21 protein-coding genes are annotated in these 21,395 nt (G+C 62.9%); 12 read left to right on the forward strand and 9 right to left on the reverse strand.

Translation table 11 applies throughout. The annotated features are described in order from the left end of the window. Positions 1–91 precede the first annotated feature (91 nt). The 3 genes from AB4Z19_RS11810 to AB4Z19_RS11820 are packed head-to-tail and all read left to right on the forward strand — an operon-like array spanning position 92 to position 2,022. Positions 92–763: a glutathione S-transferase gene (locus AB4Z19_RS11810; RefSeq protein WP_442022806.1), complete on the forward strand. Its 672-nt coding sequence runs from the start codon at positions 92–94 to the stop codon at positions 761–763. A gap of 51 nt (positions 764–814) precedes the next feature. Continuing rightward, complete coding sequence (locus tag AB4Z19_RS11815; protein WP_442022805.1) at positions 815–1,591, forward strand: 5'-3' exonuclease; 777 nt, start codon at positions 815–817, stop codon at positions 1,589–1,591. Between the two features lie 11 nt (positions 1,592–1,602). Continuing rightward, on the forward strand, positions 1,603–2,022 hold the full coding sequence (locus AB4Z19_RS11820; protein ID WP_442035315.1) for a response regulator: 420 nt from the start codon (positions 1,603–1,605) through the stop codon (positions 2,020–2,022). Here the strand turns inward: AB4Z19_RS11820 and mnmA are convergent. Together mnmA and AB4Z19_RS11830 are read right to left on the reverse strand one after the other, a co-directional pair. Next, complete coding sequence (gene mnmA, locus AB4Z19_RS11825; RefSeq protein WP_442022803.1) at positions 2,005–3,117, reverse strand: tRNA 2-thiouridine(34) synthase MnmA; 1,113 nt, start codon at positions 3,115–3,117, stop codon at positions 2,005–2,007. The genes AB4Z19_RS11820 and mnmA overlap by 18 nt on opposite strands. Before the next feature lie 10 nt (positions 3,118–3,127). Further along, the gene (locus AB4Z19_RS11830; protein WP_442022802.1) at positions 3,128–3,607 is read right to left on the reverse strand and encodes an NUDIX hydrolase; all 480 of its coding nucleotides are present in this window, start codon (positions 3,605–3,607) and stop codon (positions 3,128–3,130) included. Positions 3,608–3,778: 171 nt separating this feature from the next. On the opposite strand from AB4Z19_RS11830, the gene AB4Z19_RS11835 reads away from it, so the two are divergent. From AB4Z19_RS11835 to AB4Z19_RS11845, 3 genes are read left to right on the forward strand one after another with little or no spacing between them, the layout of a single operon-like run. Next, positions 3,779–4,891, forward strand: a complete 1,113-nt coding sequence (locus AB4Z19_RS11835) for a Re/Si-specific NAD(P)(+) transhydrogenase subunit alpha (protein WP_442022801.1) — start codon at positions 3,779–3,781, stop codon at positions 4,889–4,891. A gap of 13 nt (positions 4,892–4,904) precedes the next feature. Then, on the forward strand, positions 4,905–5,210 hold the full coding sequence (locus AB4Z19_RS11840) for a proton-translocating transhydrogenase family protein (RefSeq protein ID WP_442022800.1): 306 nt from the start codon (positions 4,905–4,907) through the stop codon (positions 5,208–5,210). Continuing rightward, positions 5,207–6,679: an NAD(P)(+) transhydrogenase (Re/Si-specific) subunit beta gene (locus AB4Z19_RS11845; protein ID WP_442035316.1), complete on the forward strand. Its 1,473-nt coding sequence runs from the start codon at positions 5,207–5,209 to the stop codon at positions 6,677–6,679. Before AB4Z19_RS11840 ends, AB4Z19_RS11845 begins: the two co-directional genes overlap by 4 nt. Positions 6,680–6,750: 71 nt before the next feature. On the opposite strand, the gene AB4Z19_RS11850 is transcribed toward AB4Z19_RS11845, so the two are convergent. The 4 genes from AB4Z19_RS11850 to AB4Z19_RS11865 are packed head-to-tail and all read right to left on the reverse strand — an operon-like array spanning position 6,751 to position 10,996. Continuing rightward, positions 6,751–7,884, reverse strand: coding sequence for an FAD-dependent monooxygenase (locus AB4Z19_RS11850; RefSeq protein WP_442024617.1), 1,134 nt, complete (start codon positions 7,882–7,884; stop codon positions 6,751–6,753). Next, on the reverse strand, positions 7,881–9,203 hold the full coding sequence (pepP, locus tag AB4Z19_RS11855) for a Xaa-Pro aminopeptidase (protein ID WP_442024615.1): 1,323 nt from the start codon (positions 9,201–9,203) through the stop codon (positions 7,881–7,883). Before pepP ends, AB4Z19_RS11850 begins: the two co-directional genes overlap by 4 nt. Beyond that, on the reverse strand, positions 9,200–9,907 hold the full coding sequence (murU, locus tag AB4Z19_RS11860) for an N-acetylmuramate alpha-1-phosphate uridylyltransferase MurU (protein ID WP_442024613.1): 708 nt from the start codon (positions 9,905–9,907) through the stop codon (positions 9,200–9,202). The genes pepP and murU overlap by 4 nt, the downstream gene beginning before the upstream one ends. 9 nt (positions 9,908–9,916) lie before the next feature. Beyond that, the gene (locus tag AB4Z19_RS11865) at positions 9,917–10,996 is read right to left on the reverse strand and encodes an aminoglycoside phosphotransferase family protein (RefSeq protein ID WP_442024611.1); all 1,080 of its coding nucleotides are present in this window, start codon (positions 10,994–10,996) and stop codon (positions 9,917–9,919) included. A gap of 98 nt (positions 10,997–11,094) precedes the next feature. On the opposite strand from AB4Z19_RS11865, the gene AB4Z19_RS11870 reads away from it, so the two are divergent. The 4 genes from AB4Z19_RS11870 to rsmA are packed head-to-tail and all read left to right on the forward strand — an operon-like array spanning position 11,095 to position 16,680. Next, the gene (locus tag AB4Z19_RS11870; RefSeq protein WP_442035317.1) at positions 11,095–13,332 is read left to right on the forward strand and encodes an LPS-assembly protein LptD; all 2,238 of its coding nucleotides are present in this window, start codon (positions 11,095–11,097) and stop codon (positions 13,330–13,332) included. Positions 13,333–13,372: 40 nt separating this feature from the next. Beyond that, positions 13,373–14,782, forward strand: coding sequence for a peptidylprolyl isomerase (locus tag AB4Z19_RS11875; RefSeq protein WP_442024607.1), 1,410 nt, complete (start codon positions 13,373–13,375; stop codon positions 14,780–14,782). An 18-nt stretch (positions 14,783–14,800) separates the two neighbouring features. Next, on the forward strand, positions 14,801–15,919 hold the full coding sequence (gene pdxA, locus AB4Z19_RS11880) for a 4-hydroxythreonine-4-phosphate dehydrogenase PdxA (RefSeq protein ID WP_442035318.1): 1,119 nt from the start codon (positions 14,801–14,803) through the stop codon (positions 15,917–15,919). After that, complete coding sequence (gene rsmA / locus AB4Z19_RS11885; RefSeq protein WP_442024603.1) at positions 15,916–16,680, forward strand: 16S rRNA (adenine(1518)-N(6)/adenine(1519)-N(6))-dimethyltransferase RsmA; 765 nt, start codon at positions 15,916–15,918, stop codon at positions 16,678–16,680. Before pdxA ends, rsmA begins: the two co-directional genes overlap by 4 nt. 138 nt (positions 16,681–16,818) lie before the next feature. Here the strand turns inward: rsmA and AB4Z19_RS11890 are convergent, their stop codons facing one another. From AB4Z19_RS11890 to AB4Z19_RS11900, 3 genes are all read right to left on the reverse strand, one after another. After that, complete coding sequence (locus AB4Z19_RS11890) at positions 16,819–17,430, reverse strand: hypothetical protein (RefSeq protein ID WP_442024601.1); 612 nt, start codon at positions 17,428–17,430, stop codon at positions 16,819–16,821. Positions 17,431–17,452: 22 nt separating this feature from the next. Beyond that, entirely contained in the window at positions 17,453–18,022 is a 570-nt protein-coding gene (locus AB4Z19_RS11895; protein WP_442024599.1) for a hypothetical protein, read from the reverse strand. A 98-nt stretch (positions 18,023–18,120) separates the two neighbouring features. After that, on the reverse strand, positions 18,121–19,533 hold the full coding sequence (locus AB4Z19_RS11900) for a metallophosphoesterase (protein WP_442035319.1): 1,413 nt from the start codon (positions 19,531–19,533) through the stop codon (positions 18,121–18,123). Positions 19,534–19,605: 72 nt separating this feature from the next. Here AB4Z19_RS11900 and AB4Z19_RS11905 point away from each other — a divergent pair, with 72 nt between their 5' ends. Further along, the gene (locus AB4Z19_RS11905; RefSeq protein ID WP_442027921.1) at positions 19,606–20,304 is read left to right on the forward strand and encodes an HAD family hydrolase; all 699 of its coding nucleotides are present in this window, start codon (positions 19,606–19,608) and stop codon (positions 20,302–20,304) included. 28 nt (positions 20,305–20,332) lie between these two features. Continuing rightward, a complete protein-coding gene (gene hrcA, locus AB4Z19_RS11910) occupies positions 20,333–21,349 on the forward strand; it encodes a heat-inducible transcriptional repressor HrcA (RefSeq protein ID WP_442027920.1) in 1,017 nt (338 codons plus the stop codon). Positions 21,350–21,395 lie beyond the last annotated feature (46 nt).

The raw sequence follows: 21,395 nt of genomic DNA on the forward strand, positions 1-21,395 counted from the left end.
GGCGGACGACGCTGCTCAGTGTACCTCACTGCTGCGGGGCTTTCCCAAAGCTGCTAAGCTTGCACGATCGTCAATTATGCCGGAGCCGTACATGCTGACCGTCCATCACCTGAATAACTCACGCTCGCAGCGCGTGCTTTGGCTGCTGGAGGAACTCGGCCTGGAGTACCAGATCGTGCGCTATGAGCGTGACAGGAAAACCATGCTGGCGCCGGCGGAGCTGAAGCGTATTCACCCCCTGGGCAAGTCGCCGGTGGTGGTGGATGGTACGGCGGTGCTGGCGGAATCGGGCGCGATCATAGAGTATCTGGTGGAGAAGTACGGCAATGGTCGGTTCGCGCCGGCGCCGGGCACGCCGGAGAAGCTGCGCTATTCCTACTTCATGCACTATGCGGAAGGGTCGATGATGGCGCCGCTGCTGATGAAGCTGGTGTTCGACCGCGTCGAGAACAGCCCGGCGCCGTTCTTCGTGCGTCCGATCGCGCGCGGCATCGCGCAGCGCGTGAAGTCGACCTATATTCAGCCGCAGATCGACACGCATCTGAATTATCTCGAAGGCGAGCTGGCGCAGAACCATTGGTTCGCCGGCAATGAGTTCAGCGCGGCCGACATCCAGATGAGCTTTCCGCTCGAAGCGGCCGCCGCCCGCGCGGGCCTCGACGCTTCCCGCCCCAAGCTGCAAGCCTTCCTCTCCCGCATCCACGCCCGCCCCGCCTTCCAGCGCGCCCTCGAACGCGGCGGCCCCTACGAACTCCTGCGCTAACGGCGCGCGGCAAGGGCTGATGGCATATAGCGCTGCGGTACAATGCCGCCTATGACTGGTAGATTGCTTGCCATTGATGGGCTGAATATTGTGCGGCGTGTATATGAGGCGAGTCCGGAGCCGGACTCGGATCTCAAGGCCGAGATTGCGTTGCGCCATGCGTTTGGCGCGTTCCAGCGCATCGTGAATGGACACGAACCGACGCACATTCTCCCCGCGTTCGACTATGGCGGCACCACATGGCGCCATACGCTGTACCGCGGCTATCGCGAAGGCCGGCAGCCGATGCCGGAGGTGCTGCGCGAGGCGCTGCCTGATTTCTACGTCAAGCTGACGGAGATCGGCATGTGCCCCATCTCCATTCCGGATGTCGAAGCCGATGACGTGATCGGCACCGTGGTCACGCGCTGGCTGAGCGAGAAGCGCGGCGAGGCGGTGGTGGCGACTACCGATAAAGACCTGCACTGCCTGATCGCGGAAGGCACCCGTATCTGGGACCATTTCAAGTCCGAATGGCACGACCGCGACTGGGTCGAAAAGAAGTGGGGCGTCACGCCCGGCATGCTGCCGGACCTGCTGGCACTCATGGGCGATGAAACCGACTCCATCCCCGGCGTGTCGAATGTGGGCGTGAAAACGGCCGCCAGACTGTTGCGCACATACGGCAGTCTGGACGCAATCATGGCCGGCGCCGGCATTCTGAAGGACAAAGTTGGCGAAAGCCTACGAAAAGAGCGCGAGATGCTGTATCTTTCTCGTCAATTAGTACAACTAAAGACGGACGTCAGGATCGGCGTGAGCTGGAATATGCTGACCTGGGACCGTTAAGACCTCTTCAGATGCTAAAAGCAGTAATTATTGATGTCAGCGCCGTCGCACGCGGCCTGCTCAACACCGTATTGACGGACGGCGGCTACGATGTCGTCGGCCAGGCCCACACCTGCGCAACGGGCAATGCCCTGCTGATCAAACACCATCCGCAGATCATCTGCGTCTCGCGCGACGTGATCGAGGCCGATGAAGCGGGCATGCAGGCGATGCGCAAGGACTGGCCGAAAGCCATGATCTTTATGGTGTCCAGCGAATTCGATGAAGCCACGATCCGCAAGGGCCACGCGATGGGCCTGAACGGCTACATCGTGAAGCCCTTCAATGCGGGCACGGTGCTGAAGACGATCCGCAACACCGTCATCACGACGGTGAAGCGTCAGCAGAAGGCGCAGGGCGCGGGGGAAGGCGAGTCAGTCGACGAAGCTTGAGCCGTCGATGATGCCGCCGCCGAGGCACACGTCGCCGTCGTACAGCACGGCGGACTGGCCTGGCGTCACAGCCCACTGGGCATCCACGAAATTCAGCGCAAAGGTGCCGTCCACTTGCGGCAGCACGTCGCAGGCCACGTCGGCCTGGCGGTAGCGCGTCTTGGCGGCGATGCGGCCGGCCAGTGGCGCTTCGCCCGCGATCCAGCTGGTCTGGCCCGCGCTCAGCGACTCCGACAGCAGCCATGGATGGTCGTGTCCCTGCACCACCCACAGCGTATTGTTCGCCACGTCCTTGCGCGCCACATACCAGGCGTCGCTGGAACCGTCCGCGTTCTGGTAGGACTTCACACCGCCAATGCCGATGCCCTTGCGCTGGCCCAGCGTATAGAAGGACAGGCCGACATGCTCGCCCACCACCTTGCCGTCCGGCGTCTTCATCGGCCCCGGTTTATACGACAGATAGCGGTTCAGGAATTCGCGGAAAGGACGCTCGCCGATAAAGCAGATGCCGGTCGAATCCTTCTTGGCCGCATTCGGCAGCTTCAGCATCTCGGCAATCTTGCGCACTTCCGTTTTCGGAATCTCGCCCAGCGGGAACAGGGTCTTGGACAACTGCGCCTGGTTCAGGCGATGCAGGAAGTAGCTCTGGTCCTTGGTGTGGTCGAGCGCCTTCAGCAGCTCGTGCTTGCCGGTCGAGGCGTTGTGGCGCACGCGCGCATAGTGGCCGGTCGCGATCAGGTCCGCGCCCAGCAGCATGGCGTGGTCGAGGAAGGCCTTGAACTTGATCTCGGCATTGCACAGCACGTCCGGATTCGGCGTGCGGCCGGCCTGGTACTCGCGCAGGAACTCGGCGAATACGCGGTCCTTGTATTCAGCGGCGAAGTTGACGGCTTCGATGTCCACGCCCACCACGTCGGCCACGGAGGCCGCGTCGATCCAGTCCTGGCGGGTGGAGCAGTATTCGGAATCATCGTCGTCTTCCCAGTTCTTCATGAACAGGCCCACGACCTCGTAGCCTTGCTCCTTCAGAAGCCAGGCGGAAACGGAAGAGTCAACGCCACCGGACATGCCGATGACAACCTTTTTCTTGCTCATTTTGGGTCCTTCACACTTCTTCGTAGACCGAAGCGTGGGTATGCAGTATTTCCAGTGGGGCGCGCTTGCCGGCCAGGTATTCGTCGACGAGGGTCAGCAGCAGGGGGCTGCGGTGACGCTCCTTGCAAGCAGCAATTTCGTCGCGTGTAAGCCACATTGTACGAAGAATACCCTCGTCCAGCGGCAAATCGTGTTTCTTGCCAACTTCACCACAAAATGCAAAGCGCAGATAAGTCACCAGCTCGCCTGTGCGGTTGGAGCGGTAGCGCGACATATACATGCCGACCAGCGCGGTCGGGGTGAAATCGTAGGCAGTCTCTTCTAAAGTTTCGCGCACCACCGCTTCTTCCAGCGACTCGTGCGGGTCCAGGTGGCCAGCGGGCTGGTTCAGGCGAATGCCATCACTGGTTTCTTCCTCGATGAGGAGAAACTTGCCGTCGCGCTCGATGACGGCGGCGACTGTGACATTCGGTTTCCAGGTGCGTGACATTCTGGGCTTTGTCCTTGATGAGAGCCGATATTGTAGCCTGAACCGCGTTTCCGCATGTTACCGGGCAGTGACAATGCCTCAAAAGTGGGTTTGTTGTCCACAGTGGAATATTAATTTTTAGGAATTCCGTGTTAGATTTTAGTCAGTTTATCCACACTTTTGGAGGCATTTATGAGAATTGGCATACCGGCCGAGTCGAGGCCGGGGGAGACCCGGGTAGCGGCAACGCCCGAGACGGTCAAGAAGCTAGCATCCAAACACCTGGTGATTGTGCAGGCGGGAGCCGGCATTTCATCTTCGGTGACAGATGAAGCGTATGCAGCTGCCGGCGCTACGATCGGTAGTGCTGCGGATGCACTGGGTGCAGAGATCGTCCTGAAAGTACGTGCTCCCAGCGCCGATGAGCGGGCCCTGATGAAGTCGGGCAGCGTTGTGATCGGCATGCTGAATCCCTTCGACGTGGAAAACATTGCGGCCATGGCGGCTTCCGGCCTGTCCGCTTTTGCCTTGGAAGCTGTGCCGCGCATCACGCGAGCACAGTCGATGGACGTGCTGTCCTCGCAAGCCAATATCGCGGGCTACAAGGCCGTGATGGTTGGCGCAAACACTTATCAGCGTTTTATGCCGATGCTGATGACGGCGGCCGGTACGGTGAAGGCCGCCCGCGTGCTGATCATGGGCGTGGGCGTGGCCGGTCTGCAGGCCATTGCGACCGCCAAGCGCCTGGGCGCCGTGATCGAGGCGTCCGACGTGCGTCCGCCGGTGAAAGAACAGGTGGAATCGCTGGGCGCGAAATTCATTGACGTGCCTTTCCTCACCGACGAGGAAAAGGAAATTGCGCAAGGCGTGGGCGGTTATGCGCGCCCCATGCCGCCGGAGTGGATGAAGCGCCAGGCCGAACTGGTGCACGAGCGCGCCAAGCAGGCCGACATCGTGATCACCACGGCGTTGATTCCGGGCCGTCCCGCACCGGTGCTGATCGGCGAAGAAACGGTGAAGTCCATGAAGCCGGGCTCCGTGATCGTCGATCTGGCGGTGGAGCAGGGCGGTAACTGCCCGCTGTCAGAACTGGGCAAGACCGTCATCAAGCACGGCGTGCACATCGTGGGCGAGCCGAACCTGGCCTGCCACGTGGCGGCGGATGCTTCGGCGCTGTACGCGCGCAATGTCCTCGATTTCCTCAAGCTGATCATCGACAAGGAAGACAAGTTGGTGATCGACCGCGAGGACGAGATCCTGAAAGCCACCCTCGTCTGCCACGGCGGCGAACAGCTGCGCAAATAGGAGAGAACGGAAAATGGAAGTCAGTCACACCATCATTAATTTGATTATCTTCGTGCTGGCCATTTACGTTGGCTACCACGTTGTCTGGAACGTTACCCCCGCACTGCATACGCCGCTGATGGCGGTGACCAATGCCATCTCGGCCATCGTCATCGTTGGCGCCATGCTGGCAGCCGGCCTCACTGAGGGCCTGGTGGGCCAGGTCATGGGTACTGTTGCCGTGGCGCTGGCGGCGGTGAATGTGTTCGGCGGATTCCTGGTCACCCAGCGCATGCTGGAGATGTTCAAGAAGAAGGAAAAAAAGGGGGATAAGCAATGAGCTGGGTATCCCTCAACCTCGTTACGATGATGTACCTGATCGCGTCTGTCTGCTTTATCCAGGCGCTGAAAGGTTTGTCGTCTCCTTCCAATGCACGCCAGGGTAACGCCTTCGGCATGACCGGGATGGCCATTGCGGCCGTCACTACGATTGCCCTGATCCTGAAACTGAAAGCGGACGCGGAAGCGGCCGGCTACTCCGGTTCGGGCATCGGCCTGGGCCTGGTGCTGCTGGGCGTGGTGGTCGGCGGCGGCATCGGCGCCTTCCTCGCCAAGCGCGTGGAAATGACCAAGATGCCGGAGCTGGTCGCGGCAATGCACTCGCTGATCGGTATGGCGGCGGTGTGTATTGCGATTGCTGCCGTGTCGGAGCCGCATGCATTCGGCATCGCTGCGCAAGGCGAAGGCCTGCCGGTCGGTAACCGTATCGAACTGTTCATCGGTACGTTCGTTGGTGCGATTACCTTCTCCGGTTCGGTGATCGCTTTCGGCAAGCTGGCAGGCAAGTACAAGTTCCGCCTGTTCCAGGGCGCGCCGGTGGTATTCGCGGGCCAGCACATCCTGAACCTGGTGCTGGCGACCGTGATGGTCGGCCTGGGCCTGGTGTTCGTGATGGGCAGCGGCGCTACGCCAGCCTGGGCGCCTTACCTGCTGATGACGGCGATTGCCTTTGTGCTGGGCGTGCTGATCATCATCCCGATTGGCGGTGCGGACATGCCGGTGGTGGTGTCCATGCTGAACTCCTACTCGGGCTGGGCGGCGGCAGGTATCGGTTTCTCGCTGAATAACTCGATGCTGATCATTGCCGGTTCGCTGGTGGGTTCGTCGGGTGCGATTCTGTCCTACATCATGTGCAAGGCGATGAACCGTTCGTTCTTCAACGTGATCCTGGGCGGCTTCGGCGGCGATGCGGCAGCGGCCACTTCGGGCGGCGCGCAGCAGCAGCGCCCTGTGAAGTCGGGTTCGGCGGATGATGCGACGTTCCTGATGTCGAATGCGGAAACCGTGATCATCGTGCCGGGCTACGGTCTGGCGGTGGCGCGCGCGCAGCACGCGCTGAAGGAACTGGTGGAGAAGCTGGGCCACCAGGGCGTGACCGTGAAGTACGCGATCCACCCGGTGGCCGGTCGTATGCCGGGCCATATGAACGTGCTGCTGGCGGAGGCTGAAGTGCCTTACGACCAGGTGTTCGAGATGGAAGACATCAACAGCGAGTTCGCTCAGGCGGACGTGGTGCTGGTGCTGGGCGCGAACGACGTGGTCAATCCGGCAGCCAAGGATCCTAAGTCGCCGATTGCGGGGATGCCGATTCTGGAGGCCTATAAAGCGAAGACCATTATTGTGAACAAGCGCTCGATGGCGTCCGGCTATGCGGGCCTCGATAATGAGCTGTTCTATATGGATAAGACCATGATGGTCTTTGGCGATGCGAAGAAGGTCCTTGAGGATATGGTGAAGGCCGCGGAATAGTCTTAAAACCCGAGGCGTGAACCAGGTGGCAGGCACGATGTGCCTGCCACCTGCTTTGGGGCCGTTGGTTTTTAGCGGCGGCCGTACATCATCAGCTCGGCGAGCATGCTGCGCGCGGGGCTGATGATGTCGATGGCGGCCAGCGAGAGCCCGAGCAGGGCTTGGGCCGGCGATTCGTTGGCAAAGATGCGCGCCATCGTATCCGTCGCGCGCACGGTCAGGCTGCGGTCCTGTCGGCGCAGCTCGGCGTAGCGCACCAGCGTATCCGGTGACGCCGATTGCGCCAGCAGGCGTGCCAGCACGGCCGCGTCGCGCAGACCGAGATTCAAGCCCTGTCCCGCCACCGGATGCAATGTCTGCGCCGCATTGCCGATAGCAGCAGTGCGCGCGCTGCCCGTCACCCCGGCATTCAGGCCAAGCGGAAAAGCCAGCCGGCGTCCCGTGGCAATGAAGCTGCCCATGCGGTGGCCGAACATTTCACCCAGACGCGCCAGGAAAGCCGCGTCATCCAGTTCCAGCAGCTCGCGCGCCGTATCGGGACGGCAGCACCACACCATCGAATATTCCTCATCCTGCGGCAGCAGTGCCAGCGGGCCTTCGTGCGTAAAGCGTTCGTAGGCGCGGTGTTCGACCGGCGCGCTGGTGCGCACCTGGGCGATGACGGCGGTTTGTCCGTAATCGCGCGTGACGTGCTTTTCGTCCTGCTCGCCAAACAGGCCGCCTTCGGCCTGCACTACGATGGACGCGCGCAGCATCTGCGGTGCTTCGCCTTCCAGGTGCAGGATGACCTGCTGCGCATCCTCGTCCTTGCGCACCACGCGCGCGGGACGCAGCGCACGCACGCCCATCTGCGCACACACGGCGCCGAGCGCCTGCACGATGGCGCCGTAGCGCGTGACATAACCCAGCGCCGGCACCTTCTGCTCGTCGCGCGTAATCATGCTGCGGCCGAACTGGCCCTTGCGCGACACATGGATGTCGTGAATTGGCGTGGCGGGAATCGGCCAGGCGCCGATGCTCTCCAGGATCTGGCGGCTGCCATAGGACAGCGCCAGCGAGCGCGGATCGTTCTGTGCCTGCTCCAGCGATTTGGCATCGATCATCGCGATACGGCCGCCAGCCACGCCGCGTTTGACCAGCAGCGCCGCCAGCGCCATGCCGGCCGGACCTGCGCCGCAGATGGCGATATCGGCATCAACCGTCATGCATTGCCCTTCATGATGTATTCAATGTCCGTGATGGACTTCGGCGCGCTGGCCGTCAGCAGGCGATAGCCGTCCCGTGTGACGATCACGTCGTCTTCGATGCGGATGCCGATATTCCAGTATTGCTCCGGCACGCCCACGGCAGGCCGCACATAAAGGCCCGGCTCCACGGTCAGCGCCATGCCCGGCTGGATCAGGCGTGACGGTTTGTCGCTGTGCTGCACGTCGCGGTATAAGCCCACATCGTGCACGTCCATGCCCAGCCAGTGGCCGGTGCCGTGCATATAGAACTGGGTGTACGTTTTGTTCTCGATCACTTCATCCAGGCTGCCCTTCAGCAGACCGGTGTCGAGCATGCCCTGCACCAGCACGCGCACGGCGGCTTCGTGAATGGCCGAATACTGCTGCCCCGGCACGATGGCCTTGAAGGCCGCTTCCTGCGCCGCCAGCACCAGTTCATACAGCGCGCGCTGCGGACCGGTGAAGCGGCCATTGACCGGGAAAGTGCGCGTGATGTCGGAGGCATAGCCATCCAGCTCGCAGCCCGCATCGATCAACACCAGGTCGCCGTCCTGGGTCTGGCGCCTGTTGGTGTTGTAGTGCAGGACGCAGGCGTTCGCGCCCGATGCCACGATCGGCGTATAAGCCGGGAACTGCGCGCCGTGGCGGCGGAATTCGTACAGCAGCTCGGCTTCGATTTCGTATTCGAACATGCCCGGCTTGGCGGCACGCATGGCGCGCTCGTGGGCGCCGCCCGCGATTTCGCCGGCGCGCAGCATGATGGCCTGTTCGCCTTCGTCCTTCAGCAGACGCATTTCGTCGATCATCGGCAGCAGGTCGCGCACCGAGGACGGCGAGGTGATGCCGCTGCGCGACATGCGCCGCACGCTTTCCAGCCAGCGCATCACCTGCGCGTCGAGCGTGGTGTTGCGTGCCAGGGAGCAGTACAGCGCCGTGGCATTGGACAGCTGGCGCGTCATCTGCTCATCGAGCTGGCCGATGGGATAGGCGAAGTCCAGGCCGAATTCTGCACGCGCCGCTTCGGGGCCGTAGCGGTAGCCGTCCCAGATTTCGTGTTCGATATTCTTCTCGCGGCAGAACAGAATGCTCTGCGCTTGCGCCGTACCGCGCGGCGCCACCAGCACCAGTACCGCTTCCGGCTCGGTAAAGCCGGTCAGGTAGTAGAAGGAGCTGTCGTGGCGGTACGGGTAATCGCTGTCGCCGTTGCGCAGCACTTCCGGCGCGGTGGCGATGACAGCCACGCTGCCGGGCTCCATCTGCGCCAGCACTTTGGCGCGGCGTTCGGCGTAAGGGCTCATGCGTTCAGTGCTGCGTTCAGTTCTTCCAGCTGTTTGACGGTGCCGACGTTGACCCATTCGCCTTCATAGATCTCGCCGCCCACCTGGCCTTTGTCCGCATAGGCGCGAATCAGCTTGCCCAGGCCTGCGTGCTGGCCCGGTTCGATGCCGTCGAACATTTCCATGCGGTAGACGCCGATGTTCCCGAAGTTCCATTTCGGATCGCCTTCGTTGGTCACCGTGTACATGTCCAGACCGAAGTCTCCCTTGGGATTGTGCCAGGGGTTCTTGGTGAGCCAGATCCAGGCGGCGTCGCGCTTGTCCTTGTCCCACGGGTTGCCCCACATGTCCTTATCCTGCAGCACATCCTTCACCTGCTCGAAATCGAAGTGCGGGCAGAAGATATCGCCGGAAATGGCCAGGAACGGTTCCTCGCCAATCAAGTGGCGCGCCTTGGCGATGCCGCCCGCCGTTTCCAGCGGTTCCGGCTCGGCGGAGTAGGCGATGGTTGCACCATACCTGCTGCCGTCGCCCAGATATTCCTCGATCATGTGGCCGAGGTGGGAGTAGTTGATGACGATCTCGGTGATCCCGGCACGTACCAGGTTCACGATATGCCATTCGATCAGTGCGCGGCCGCGCACCTTCAGCAATGGCTTCGGCGTGGTATCCGTCAGGGGACGCATACGCTCGCCGCGTCCTGCGGCGAAAATCATGGCTTTCATAACAGCCTCTCAGAAGGTATAGCCGACCTTGGGCTGTGGGTTGGTATCCAGCGCATCGAGCAGCTTGCGCAGCGGCTTCAGTTCGGTGTAGCGGTGGGCGGTCTTGGTCACGTACTCCAGCACCGTCGGGATGTCGCCGAGGTACATCGGCTTGTTGTCGCGGTAGTTCAGGCGCGAGAACGTGCCCAGGTTCTTCAGGTGGCGCTGCAGGGCGCACAGCTCGAAGTCCTTGTAGAAGGTGTCGAAGTCCTTGTTGAGCGGCAGGCCCATGGCGCGCGCATGCTGCCAGTAGCGGATCACCCAGTCGAGGACCAGCTCTTCGTCCCACGCCACGTAGGCATCCTTCATCAGCGAGCCGATGTCGTAAGTGACCGGGCCGTACATCGCATCCTGGAAATCGAGGATGCCGGGATTGTGCTCGTCCATCCACATCAGATTGCGCGAGTGGAAGTCGCGGTGCATGAAGACCTGGGGCTGGGACTGGATGTTCGCCATCAGGAATTCGAAGACCTTGTCCAGGTCCGCGCGCTGGGCATCGGTCAGGGTCACGCCGAGGTGGCGGCCGATGTACCATTCCGGGAACTGGCCCAGGTCGCGCATCATGATTTCGCGGTTGAAGTCGGGCAGCACGCCCGGCTGGCTTTTCAGCTGGATCTTCACCAGGGCGGACAGCGCCTCCGCATACAGGGCGGCGGCGTTGTCGTGGTTCAGGGCTTGCAGATAGCTGGTGGTGCCCAGGTCGGACAGCAGCAGGAAGCCTTGTGGCACGTCCTGCGCCACGATGGCGGGCACCGAAACGCCGGCACCGGCAAACAATTCGTCGACCTTGACGAAGGCCGGCACGTTCTCGCGCTCGGGCGGCGCATCCATCACGATCAGGGTGGCGCCATGCTTTGCCTGATGCTCAGGCAGCACATCGACACGGAAATAGCGGCGGAAACTGGCGTCTTCGGAGGCCGGACGTGCGGAGTCCACGGCCACCAGGCCAAGGCCTTGCAGCCAGTCTTTGAGCAGGGCAAGGCGGGGATCGGCAGCTGCTGCGGCGCCATTTTGCGCGCCGTTGGATGGTAAATTAGACAATAAAGACATTAAACAGCCTGCGGAATCCGGTTGAAGGTGAAGATTCCCATATAATAAGGGATTCACATTAAAAAATCGCCTGTCACGGTGTTACTCGCGTCCCTTACATGAGCTGGTTTTCGGCCCCTAACAACAAGCAACGCTGGGCATTCGCCTTGACCGCCATCGCCGCCGCCTCCGCGACGGTGTGTGCCCACGCACAGACTGCGCAGCATGCCAAGCGCCCGCCGCGCGTGGAAGACAAGACTGCAGTGACCACCATCAGCGCCGAGGACATGAGCGGCCGCCCGGAGCGCGAGCTGAATCTGTACCGCGACGTGGAAGTGGTGCACGACAAGACCCGCATGACGGCCGACACGGCCTGCTTCCGCCAGGTGGAAGACGAGGTCGAAGCGAAAGGCAATGTGCGCATGTGGCGCTACGGCGACTACTACACCGCCGATGAGCTGAAGCTTAACCTGGAAACGGGCAAGGGCTACGCACTGCATCCGACCTACAAGATGGAGGTCAACAACGGCCAGGGCAAGGCGCGCCAGATCGACTTCCTGAGCGAAGACGAAGCGCTGGTCCTGGACGGCACCTACAGTACCTGCCAGGGTCCGAGCCCGGACTGGTACATCAGATCGAGCACCCTGAATCTGGATTCGGGCCGCGACGTGGGTACTGCCGGCACCACCATCGTGTATTTCAAGGACGTGCCCCTGATCGGCACGCCCGCCATGTCGTTCTCGCTGTCCGGCGCGCGCCGCTCCGGCTGGCTGCCGCCGATTCCGGGCTTCGGCTCGAAAGGCGCGGCCGAACTGACCGTACCGTACTACTTCAATATCGCGCCCAACCGCGACCTGACGCTGTACCCGCGCATCATCTCGCGCCGCGGTATCCAGTTCGGCGCCCTGGGCCGCTATATCGGCGAGACGGACGCCGGCAACTATTACGAAGGCAAGACCTTCATCGAATACCTGCCGCACGACCGCGAAACCGGCACCGACCGCTGGCAGATCAACACCACGCACACCCAGGCGCTGACCAAGGACTGGTCGTTCGGCTGGAATGCGCGCGCGGCATCCGACGACAACTATCCGAACGACTTCTCGAAGACGGTGGCCGGTTCGGCGGAACGCCAGCTGCTGCGCGAACTGCGTACCGATTACCGCGGCGAATACTGGAGCCTGACCGCGCGCGTGAACCGCTACCAGGTGCTGCAGGACCCGGACTCGGTGACCAACCCGAGCCTGACGGTGGAGCGTCCGTATGACCGTCTGCCGGCAATCAATTTCCGCGCCGCGCGCTACGACGTGGGCGGCTTCGACTGGCAGGTCGACTCCGAACTGACGCGCTTCTCGCATCCGACCCTGATTGAAGGCAGCCGCTTCGTGGCCGTGCCGCAGGTGAGCTATCCGATCATCGGCTCCAGCTACTTCATCACGCCGAAGGTGATGCTGAATGCGGCGGCGTATTCGATTGATTCCTATCAGGGCGCCGATTCGCGCTCGGTCACGCGCGCGATTCCGACCTTCTCGATCGATTCGGGCCTGGAGTTCGAGCGCGACACCAAGCTGTTTGGCCGCGCCATGACGCAGACCCTGGAGCCGCGCCTGTTCTACGTCTACACGCCGTACAAGCGCCAGGACAATCCGCTGTTCGACACGGCCGACGCCACCTTCAACTTCACGCAGATCTTCAGCGAGAACCGCTTCGTCGGTTCCGACCGCGTGAGCGATGCGAACCAGATCACGGCCGCCGTGGTGTCGCGCTTCCTGGAAGCGAATGGCGCCGAGCGTTTGCGCCTCGCATTCGGCGAGCGCTTCTACCTGAAAGACCAGCGCGTACAGCTTGATCCGAACGCCGAGGTCAAGGACAGCCGTTCGGACATTCTGGCCGCCGCCACCGGCCGCATTTCCGAATCCTGGGGTGTCGACAGCGCAGTGCAGTACAATCCGCACGACAGCAAGGTAGTCAGCTCGAATCTGACGTTGCAATATCAGCCAGGTCCCAAGAAGGTGATTAACGCGGGCCTGCGTTATCTGCGCGACAGCTTCAAGAATGCGGACTTCTCCAGCCAGTGGCCGTTATCGGACCGCTGGTTTGGCGTGGGCCGCGTCAGCTATTCTTTGCAGGATCATAAGGTCCTGGATAGCCTGATTGGTCTGGAATACAACTGTGAATGCTGGGTGTTCCGCATGGGCGCGCAGCGCTTCGTGACGACGGCCAACAAGACCTCGACCCAGATCTTCTTCCAGCTGGAGCTGAACGGACTGTCCAAGTTCGGTATCGGCAACCCGCTGGAAGTGATGAAGAACAGTATTCCGGGCTACCAGCGTTTGAATGAAGGCTACCGCCGCTAAAATTGGTTTTCTCCACCCCTGACTCATGAGCGTTTCAGATATGCGTAATGCCAGTATGCACCCGATCAAAGTAGCAGTTGTCCTGCTGTGCGCCCTCGCTGCCGGCACCCCGGCCCTGGCGCAGGACGCCAAGCCGGCCGCACCAGCCGCTCCGGCCAAGGCGGCGCCGGCTGCAGCAGCAGCGAAAGGTTTTACCCCGCCTGCGCAGTCGAACAACACGCCGATCGACTCCATCGCCGTGATCGTCAACGACGAAGTCATTACGCGCCGTGAACTGAACCAGCGTGTGCAGACCATCGTGCACCGCATGCAGCAGCAGCGCGTGCAGCTGCCGGACCAGGCCGACCTGGAACGCCAGATCCTGGAACGCATGATCGTGGAACGCGCCCAGCTGCAGCTGGCCAAGGAAATGGGCGTGCGGGTGGACGACCAGATGCTGGACCGCGCGATCAGCCGCATCGCCGAACAGCAGAAAATGAGTGTGCAGGAACTGCGCAACCAGACCGAGAAAGAGGGCACCACCTTCCCGGCTTTCCGCGAGGAGATCCGCGAAGAGATCATCATGCAGCGCCTGCGCGAGCATGAGGTGGACAACAAGATCCAGATTTCGGAAGCGGAAGTGGACAACTTCGTGGCTTCCGAGCAGGCCGCCGCTGCCGAACAGTTCGAACTGAATATTTCGCAGATCCTGGTGCGCATCCCTGAAAACGCCAATCCGGAAGTGCTGGCGCAGCGCCAGAAGAAGGCGGAAGACGTGATGCGCCAGCTGCGCACCGGCGCCGACTTCGCCAAGGTGGCCGCGACTTACTCCGACGCTTCCGACGCGCTGCAGGGCGGCGCCGTCGGCTGGCGCCAGAGCGACCGCTTGCCGCCGGTGTTTGCCGAAGCACTGAGCAAGCTGAAGCCAGGCCAGACCACCCCGGTCATCAAGAGCGTGGGCGGCTTCCACATCCTGAAGCTGGTGGACAAGCGCAGCCTGGCAGAAGCGGCTGCCGCGGAAACCGTGCAGCAGACGCACGCCCGCCACATCCTGATCAAGGTCACGCCGACCGTGAGCGCGGCCGACGCCAAGCGCAAGCTGCTGGAACTGAAGGAGCGCCTGGATAACAAGGCCGCCAAGTTCGAAGACCTGGCGCGCCTGGTGTCGAACGACGGTTCCGCGTCCAAGGGCGGTGACCTGGGCTGGCTGTATCCGGGCGACACCGTGCCGGAATTCGAAAAGGCCATGAACGAACTGAAGCCGGGCCAGGTGTCCGAGCCGGTGGAAACCAGCTTCGGTTACCACCTGATCGAAGTCCTGGAGCGCAAGACGGACGACGTCTCGAAAGAGAAGAAACGCGCCGAAGCCCGCAACGCCCTGCGTGAGCGCAAGCTGGTGGAGGCCATCGAAAACTGGCAGCGCGAAGTGCGCGACCGCGCCTACGTCGAGTTCCGCGAAGAAGCGAAGTAAGTCAGAAGGAGGGCACAGGTGAGCGCCACTCAGCAAAACGGGCGCGCCGCCGTGCCCCCATCGCGACGCCCCGTGGTCGCCGTGACGACGGGCGAACCGGCCGGTATCGGGCCGGAGATTTCCATCCGCGCCGCCTGGGCCATGCGCGAGCAGGTCAACGCCGTACTGATTGGCGACGCGGCCTTCCTGGCCATGGTGGCCGCCGACATCGATCCCGCCATCCGCATCAGCGCCTTGTCGCTGCAGGCCGTCCGCAACGGCGGGTTGCCGCATTTCGGCGCCAATGTGCTGTGCGCGATCGACATCCCTTTGGGGGCGCACGTCACACCCGGCGTGCTGGATAAGGAAAACGGCCGCTTCGTGCTGGCCACGCTGGACGCGGCGATTGAAGGCGTTGGCGCTGGCTGGTTCCGCGCTGTCGTCACCGCGCCGCTGCAAAAGAGCACCATCAACGATGCCGGCGTGCCATTCTCCGGCCACACCGAATATTTTGCCGACAAGACTGCGACGCCGCGCGTGGTGATGATGCTGGCCGGCCAGCCGCACGCGCTTGCAGCACCTGCCGCGGCGCCGGACCGGGCAGCGGTCGCGCCGCCGCTGCGCGTCGCGCTGGCGACCACGCATCTGCCGCTCAAAGACGTCGCGGCGGCCATCACACGCGAAAGCCTGGCCGAGATCCTGGACATCATCGACCGCGACCTGCGCGGCAAATTCGGCATCGCATCGCCGCGCATCCTGGTCACGGGCCTGAATCCGCACGCCGGTGAAAACGGCTACCTGGGCCGCGAGGAAATCGACACCATCACGCCCGCGCTGGCCGCTGCCCGCGAGCGCGGTATCGATGCGCGCGGGCCTTATCCGGCCGATACGCTGTTCCAGCCCAAATACCTGGAAGACGCCGACTGCGTGCTGGCCATGTACCACGACCAGGGCCTGCCGGTGCTGAAGCACGCCACCTTTGGCCGCGGCGTCAACATCACGCTTGGCCTGCCGCTGATCCGCACTTCGGTCGATCACGGCACCGCGCTGGACCTGGCCGCGCAAGGCCTGGGCCTGGCCGACAGCAGCAGCATGGAAGAAGCCATCGCCAGCGCCTTGCGCATGGTCGAAGCCAGCCAACAATCAGAGAGAACATGAAACACATAGCCCGCAAACGCTTCGGCCAGAACTTCCTGCAGGACGACCGCGTCCTTGGCGATATCATCGATTCCATCGCCCCGCGCGACGGCGACACCATGGTCGAAATCGGCCCTGGCCTGGCTGCGATGACCGACCTGCTGCTGAAATCCCTGCCGCATATGCACGTGGTGGAGCTGGACCGCGACCTGGTGGCGCGCCTGGAAAAACGCTATCCGCGCGAAAAGCTGACCATCCACGCAGGCGACGCGCTGAAGTTCGATTTCGGCTCGATCCCCGTGCCGGAGGGCCGCAAGCTGCGCGTGGTGGGCAATCTGCCGTACAACATCTCGTCGCCGCTGCTGTTCCATCTGGCCGAATTCGCGCCACAGGTGCAGGACCAGCACTTCATGCTGCAAAAAGAGGTGGTGGAGCGCATGGTGGCGGAACCGGGCACCAAGGCCTATAGCCGGCTGTCTGTGATGCTGCAATGGCGCTACCGCATGGCGCTGCTGTTCATCGTGCCGCCGGATGCCTTCGATCCGCCGCCGAAAGTGGATTCGGCCATCGTGCGCATGATTCCGATCGAAAATCCGCTGCCTTGCGATCCTGCGCGCCTGGAAGCCGTGGTCGCGAAAGCTTTTTCGCAGCGCCGCAAAGTGATCCGCAACTGCGTGGCCGGCATGTTCACGGAAGAGCAGCTGGTGCAGGCGGGCATCAATCCGCAGGACCGTCCCGAGGCTGTCCCGATGGAAGCCTACGTCGCCCTGGCCAATCTCTGAGCAAAAAAAAAGCCCACCTAGGCGGTGGGCTTAAATCCAATTCTTAGTAAGAAGTGGAGGAGACAGGAACGATTATGATGCGCTGCCGCATATTAATCCAATTTATTTTTAAAATTCCTGTCATTCACTTCCTGAATATCACTGGCAGGTGATTACGACGTTCGCGCGGTTGGCGTCGCCCATCACGTCGGTGCCGTTGATCAGCGTGCAAGTCTGGGTCGCGCCGGTGGTGGTGTCCTTCGGCTGGGTGAAGATGGACAGGCCGTATGGCGTACCGACCGGGATCGATTCCGGATACACAAACGCGGTCGAGCCCTTGGCAACCGAGAATGCCGCCGAGCTGTTCGAGCCGTTGATGATGCTCAGGCCATCCAGCGTCAGATTGCTGATGGTGCCGCCCACGGTGTACGAGTTCTGCGAGCAGATCACGGCGACCGAGATGGTCGCGGTGTGGCCTGCCGAGCCGGTCGGGTTGGCGATGCTGCAGGTCATGTGCGCCGGCTGGGTCTTGACGGTCACATTGTATTCAGTGCCGTAGGAAATGCGGTTCGGGAAGGTGAAGCTGGTCTGGCCCAGCGGTACGGACACGGTGTCGTCGCCGTTCTGCAGCACCAGGCCGCTGTTGGCGATCGGGCTGCCGGACGACGTGGTCACGGTGCCGGAAACGTCGAACGACGCTTTGCCGCCGCATGCGGACAGCGCCAGGGCTGCGGCCAGCGCTGCCGCCGTGCCTACATAGTTTGCTTTCATGTATTCTCCAAAAAGGATGCGCTTAGTGGCAGGTCACGGCCACATTGGTCACGTCTGCGACCGGCATGGTGCCGCTGCCATTGGCCACGGTGCAGGACAGGCCATCCGGCTGGGTCAGCACGGTGACGCCGTACAAGGCAGCATTCGGTACCTGTACCGGGAACTTGAAGGTCGTGGTGCCGGCCGGCAGCGATACGGTGCTGGAGCCGTTGGCCAGTACCAGGATGCCCTGGGTCAGGCCGCTTACCGTGCCGCCCAGGTTGTAGGGCACGTTGGCGCAGTTGACCACCGCCTGCAGCTGGGTGTAATAGTTGATCTTGCCGGTGCCGTTGCTGACCACGCAGGTGACGTTGTCCGGCACGGTTTTCAGGGTGACGTTGAAGTCCGCGTCGGTGGCCAGCAGGGTCGGGAAGTAATAGGTGCCGGAGGCATCGGCGGTGACGGTGTCGCTGCCATTCTGGATAATCAGGCCGGTCTTGGCCAGGCCGTTGACGGTCACACCCAGAGTCATATTGCCATTGCCGCCACCGCATGCCGACAGGACGGCTGCGCACAGCAGCGCCAGGCCGGGACGCACAAACTTACTATTCATTCATCTCTCCAATACGATTTACTGGACCGCCACGCGGAATCGGCAGCTATTTTAGTGCATTTAGCAAGCAACGGCCTGATTTAGGCTTGTAACATTTTTTAGCGCAGCTGCGCCTTCTCGCATTGCGAGCTGCGGCCGGACAGGCGGCAGTGGTTCATTTCGGCGCCGTTGCGGTCGTGGACGACGATCTGCCACTCGCCCGGCGCCGCGCCGCGTTCCATGGTCATGAAGCCAAAACCGCCTACCCAGCTGCTGAAGTGGGCGATCACGGCGCCCGGCGCCGGCTGCACTTGCGCGACGTCGTCCGGCAGCGGCGTGGTGTCTTCGTCGGTGCCGGAGAAGCCGGTAATGAACTGGCTCGGATGCGGACTGCTGTAGCTGACCTGCTGCCACAGGTGCACGTGGCCGGACAGCATGGCTTGTACGCTGTCGGGCAGCAGCAGGGGATTCAGCGAGCCGAAGGTTTGCTGCAGGCCGAGGTCGCCCAGCTCCAGGAAGCGCTGCTTGCTTTTCTTGTCGATGTCGGCGCCGAAGCCCAGCATCGGCTGATGATTCAGGCCCAGGTTCCAGCGCGCCTGCTGCGACAGCTGCTCCAGCTTGCGGTAGGTGTCGCGGTACTGGTCCCAGCCGGGCTGGCCGGGCTTGATGCCGCGCCAGCTGGTGGCGGTGGTATCCAGCACCAGCAACTGGCTGGCGCCGCCGATCGGCACGGCGTAGGGATCGCTGTAGTTGCCGCTCAGATCATCGGCGGCGGCATTGCAGTCGCGGCCTGGCTGCAGCGGACGCGGATCGAGGAAGCGCCACCAGCCTTGTCCGGCGCGGGTGCAGGTTTCGTGATTGCCGCGCACCATGACCCAGGGCGCTGCCGCCAGCAGCGGCGCGGCGGGACGGAAGAAGTCTTCGCGCCAGGCGTCCCAGCCATAACCCCAGGGCGAACCGGCGCAGCCGGCGTTGCCTTCGGGGCAGGGATTCTCGCGGTAGTGGTAGTCGCCGACGTGGATCACCAGGTCGGGCTGCCACTTCGCCGCGGCGGCGGCAATGGTGGCAAACGGCGTCGCTTGCGCATCGTTGCAGGCCTGGTAGTTGTTGTCGGACTTTTTCAGGCGGCAGCCGGTGTCGCCGATCACCACGATGCGCTGTGCTTCGGCGCGTGGCAGCGGCAGCGTCTGGCCGCCGACGCTGGCGCTGCGCGCATTTGCCGGCAAGGCCGCTTCGCAAGTCAGCACCGGGAAGCGGCTGGGCACCGAATCGGCCGGCGCCGAGCTGGTCGGCCGCAGCGCGATGGTTTCGGCCGGCGCGCGCAGCTGCATCGGCAGCGCCTGGCCGTCGACGGTCAGCGGCGGGCAGCTTGCCGCTTCCGTCACCACGCGCGCCACGGCCGCACCTTGCTCGCCCAGCACGACATACGCGGACAGCGAAGCGGATAGCGGCGCCGGTGCCGGGCTTTGCGTAGCGCAGCCCGCCAGCACGGCGGCGGCCAGCGCCCAGGGCGCGCGTGACAGGATAGACATCAACTTAACTCCAGTGCAATAAGCCCGTTAATCTACCACGGCCGCGTCTTCGCGATGTGGGACAATGCTGGCATGAAGCCGAAAGCCATACTTTTCGATCTGGATGACACCCTGTGGCCGATCGCGCCGGTGATCGCCGAAGCGGAGCTGACCTTGCACGCCTGGCTGAGCGAGCACGCGCCGGGCGTGACGAAAAATTTCAGCATCGAGCAGCTGCGCCTGCACCGCATGGAGTTGCTGGCCGCGCGGCCGGAACTGCACGTCGATCTGGGCGCCTTGCGGCGTGCCAGCCTGAACGAGGTGTTCGCCCACGCCGGCGAGGACGCCACCAACGTCGATGGCGCCATGCGCCATTTCTTCGCCGCGCGCAATGCGGTCAAGCCTTATGACGACGTCTTGCCCGGCTTGCTCAAGCTGAAACAGCAGGTGTTGCTGGGAACCATCAGCAATGGCAACGCGGATCTTGAAGTCATCGGCCTCGCCCACCATTTCAAGGTATCGCTGGCGGCCGCCGATTTCGGCAAGGCCAAGCCCGATCCCGGCATTTTCCGCGCCGCCTGCACTACCCTGGGCGTGCTGCCCTCGGAGGCGGTGTATGTCGGCGACGACCTGAAACTGGATGTGGAAGGCGCCCAGCGCGCCGGCCTGCGCGCGGTCTGGCTGAACCGGACCGGCAGCGATGCCCATCTGGCGGCCGGTGTCCAGCCTGATGCAATTTGCTCCAGTTTTGAGGAACTTCTTGCATGGCTGGAAGAACAGTTGGCAGAATAGATGGGCAATCACCGCTTCATGAAGAGCTATGCAACTCGATAACCGTGCCCAAACCCTGCTCAAAGCCCTGGTCGAGCGCTATATCGCCGACGGCCAGCCCGTCGGCTCGCGCGCGCTGTCCAAGATTTCCGGACTGGAGCTGTCGCCGGCCACCATCCGCAACATCATGGCGGACCTGGAGGAGCTGGGCTATGTGGCCAGCCCGCACACTTCGGCCGGACGCATTCCCACGCCGCGCGGCTACCGCATCTTTGTCGACACCCTGCTGACCGTGCAGCACATCGATGAGAGCGCAGTCGAGGCGCGCCTGCGCGCGACCGCCCAGCCGCCGCAGAAGCTGATTGCCAACGCGGCGCAGATGCTGTCCTCGCTGACCCAGTTCGCGGGCGTGGTGCTGACGCCGCGCCATGAGTCGGTGTTCCAGCAGGTGGAGTTTTTACGCCTGGGCGAGAAGCGAATCTTGCTGGTGATCGTGTCACCCAATGGCGATGTGCAGAACCGCATGCTGCTGACCGACGTGGATTATTCTCCGGCCCAGCTGCAGCAGTCGGCCAATTTCATCAACCAGCATTATTCCGGCCTGTCCTTCGACGAGGTGCGCGGCCGCCTGCAGGGCGAGGTGCGCCAGCTGCGCGACGATATGGGGCGCCTGATGCAGGCCGCCGTGGAAGCGGGCAGCGAAGCCATGGCCGAGAATACCGAGGACATGGTGATCGCCGGCGAGCGCAATCTGCTGTCGGTGGCCGACCTGTCGTCGAATATGAGCTCGCTGCGCCAGATGTTCGACCTGTTCGAGCAGAAGACCGGCCTGATCCAGCTGCTGGACGTGTCGTCCAAGGCGTCCGGCGTGCAGATCTTCATCGGCGGCGAATCGCACCTGGTGCCGATGGATGAAATGAGCGTGGTGACCGCGCCGTACGAGGCGAACGGCAAGATTGTGGGTACCCTGGGAGTGATCGGCCCGACCCGCATGGCCTACGAGCGGGTGATTCCGATTGTCGATATTACATCGCGCCTGCTGTCGAATGCCCTGAGCCAGCATTGAAACCCGCGGCTTGAACCCGGTGGCAGCCACGACGTGGCTGCCACCC

The organism is Pseudoduganella sp. RAF19, assembly GCF_052114165.1.
In the GTDB taxonomy this organism is placed as follows: Bacteria; Pseudomonadota; Gammaproteobacteria; order Burkholderiales; family Burkholderiaceae_D; genus Rugamonas.

What these genes read in the sequence shown, in the direction of transcription:
- rsmA (WP_442024603.1), top strand. Translation starts at nt 15,916, where the DNA reads ATGAAACACATAGCCCGCAAACGCTTCGGCCAGAACTTCCTGCAGGAC.
- AB4Z19_RS11900 (WP_442035319.1), bottom strand. Translation starts at nt 19,533, where the DNA reads ATGTCTATCCTGTCACGCGCGCCCTGGGCGCTGGCCGCCGCCGTGCTG.
- AB4Z19_RS11835 (WP_442022801.1), top strand. Translation starts at nt 3,779, where the DNA reads ATGAGAATTGGCATACCGGCCGAGTCGAGGCCGGGGGAGACCCGGGTA.
- AB4Z19_RS11905 (WP_442027921.1), top strand. Translation starts at nt 19,606, where the DNA reads ATGAAGCCGAAAGCCATACTTTTCGATCTGGATGACACCCTGTGGCCG.
- AB4Z19_RS11840 (WP_442022800.1), top strand. Translation starts at nt 4,905, where the DNA reads ATGGAAGTCAGTCACACCATCATTAATTTGATTATCTTCGTGCTGGCC.
- murU (WP_442024613.1), bottom strand. Translation starts at nt 9,907, where the DNA reads ATGAAAGCCATGATTTTCGCCGCAGGACGCGGCGAGCGTATGCGTCCC.
- AB4Z19_RS11875 (WP_442024607.1), top strand. Translation starts at nt 13,373, where the DNA reads ATGCGTAATGCCAGTATGCACCCGATCAAAGTAGCAGTTGTCCTGCTG.
- AB4Z19_RS11810 (WP_442022806.1), top strand. Translation starts at nt 92, where the DNA reads ATGCTGACCGTCCATCACCTGAATAACTCACGCTCGCAGCGCGTGCTT.
- AB4Z19_RS11820 (WP_442035315.1), top strand. Translation starts at nt 1,603, where the DNA reads ATGCTAAAAGCAGTAATTATTGATGTCAGCGCCGTCGCACGCGGCCTG.
- AB4Z19_RS11845 (WP_442035316.1), top strand. Translation starts at nt 5,207, where the DNA reads ATGAGCTGGGTATCCCTCAACCTCGTTACGATGATGTACCTGATCGCG.
- AB4Z19_RS11850 (WP_442024617.1), bottom strand. Translation starts at nt 7,884, where the DNA reads ATGACGGTTGATGCCGATATCGCCATCTGCGGCGCAGGTCCGGCCGGC.
- AB4Z19_RS11890 (WP_442024601.1), bottom strand. Translation starts at nt 17,430, where the DNA reads ATGAAAGCAAACTATGTAGGCACGGCGGCAGCGCTGGCCGCAGCCCTG.
- mnmA (WP_442022803.1), bottom strand. Translation starts at nt 3,117, where the DNA reads ATGAGCAAGAAAAAGGTTGTCATCGGCATGTCCGGTGGCGTTGACTCT.
- AB4Z19_RS11895 (WP_442024599.1), bottom strand. Translation starts at nt 18,022, where the DNA reads ATGAATAGTAAGTTTGTGCGTCCCGGCCTGGCGCTGCTGTGCGCAGCC.
- AB4Z19_RS11830 (WP_442022802.1), bottom strand. Translation starts at nt 3,607, where the DNA reads ATGTCACGCACCTGGAAACCGAATGTCACAGTCGCCGCCGTCATCGAG.
- pepP (WP_442024615.1), bottom strand. Translation starts at nt 9,203, where the DNA reads ATGAGCCCTTACGCCGAACGCCGCGCCAAAGTGCTGGCGCAGATGGAG.
- hrcA (WP_442027920.1), top strand. Translation starts at nt 20,333, where the DNA reads ATGCAACTCGATAACCGTGCCCAAACCCTGCTCAAAGCCCTGGTCGAG.
- AB4Z19_RS11815 (WP_442022805.1), top strand. Translation starts at nt 815, where the DNA reads ATGACTGGTAGATTGCTTGCCATTGATGGGCTGAATATTGTGCGGCGT.
- AB4Z19_RS11870 (WP_442035317.1), top strand. Translation starts at nt 11,095, where the DNA reads ATGAGCTGGTTTTCGGCCCCTAACAACAAGCAACGCTGGGCATTCGCC.
- AB4Z19_RS11865 (WP_442024611.1), bottom strand. Translation starts at nt 10,996, where the DNA reads ATGTCTTTATTGTCTAATTTACCATCCAACGGCGCGCAAAATGGCGCC.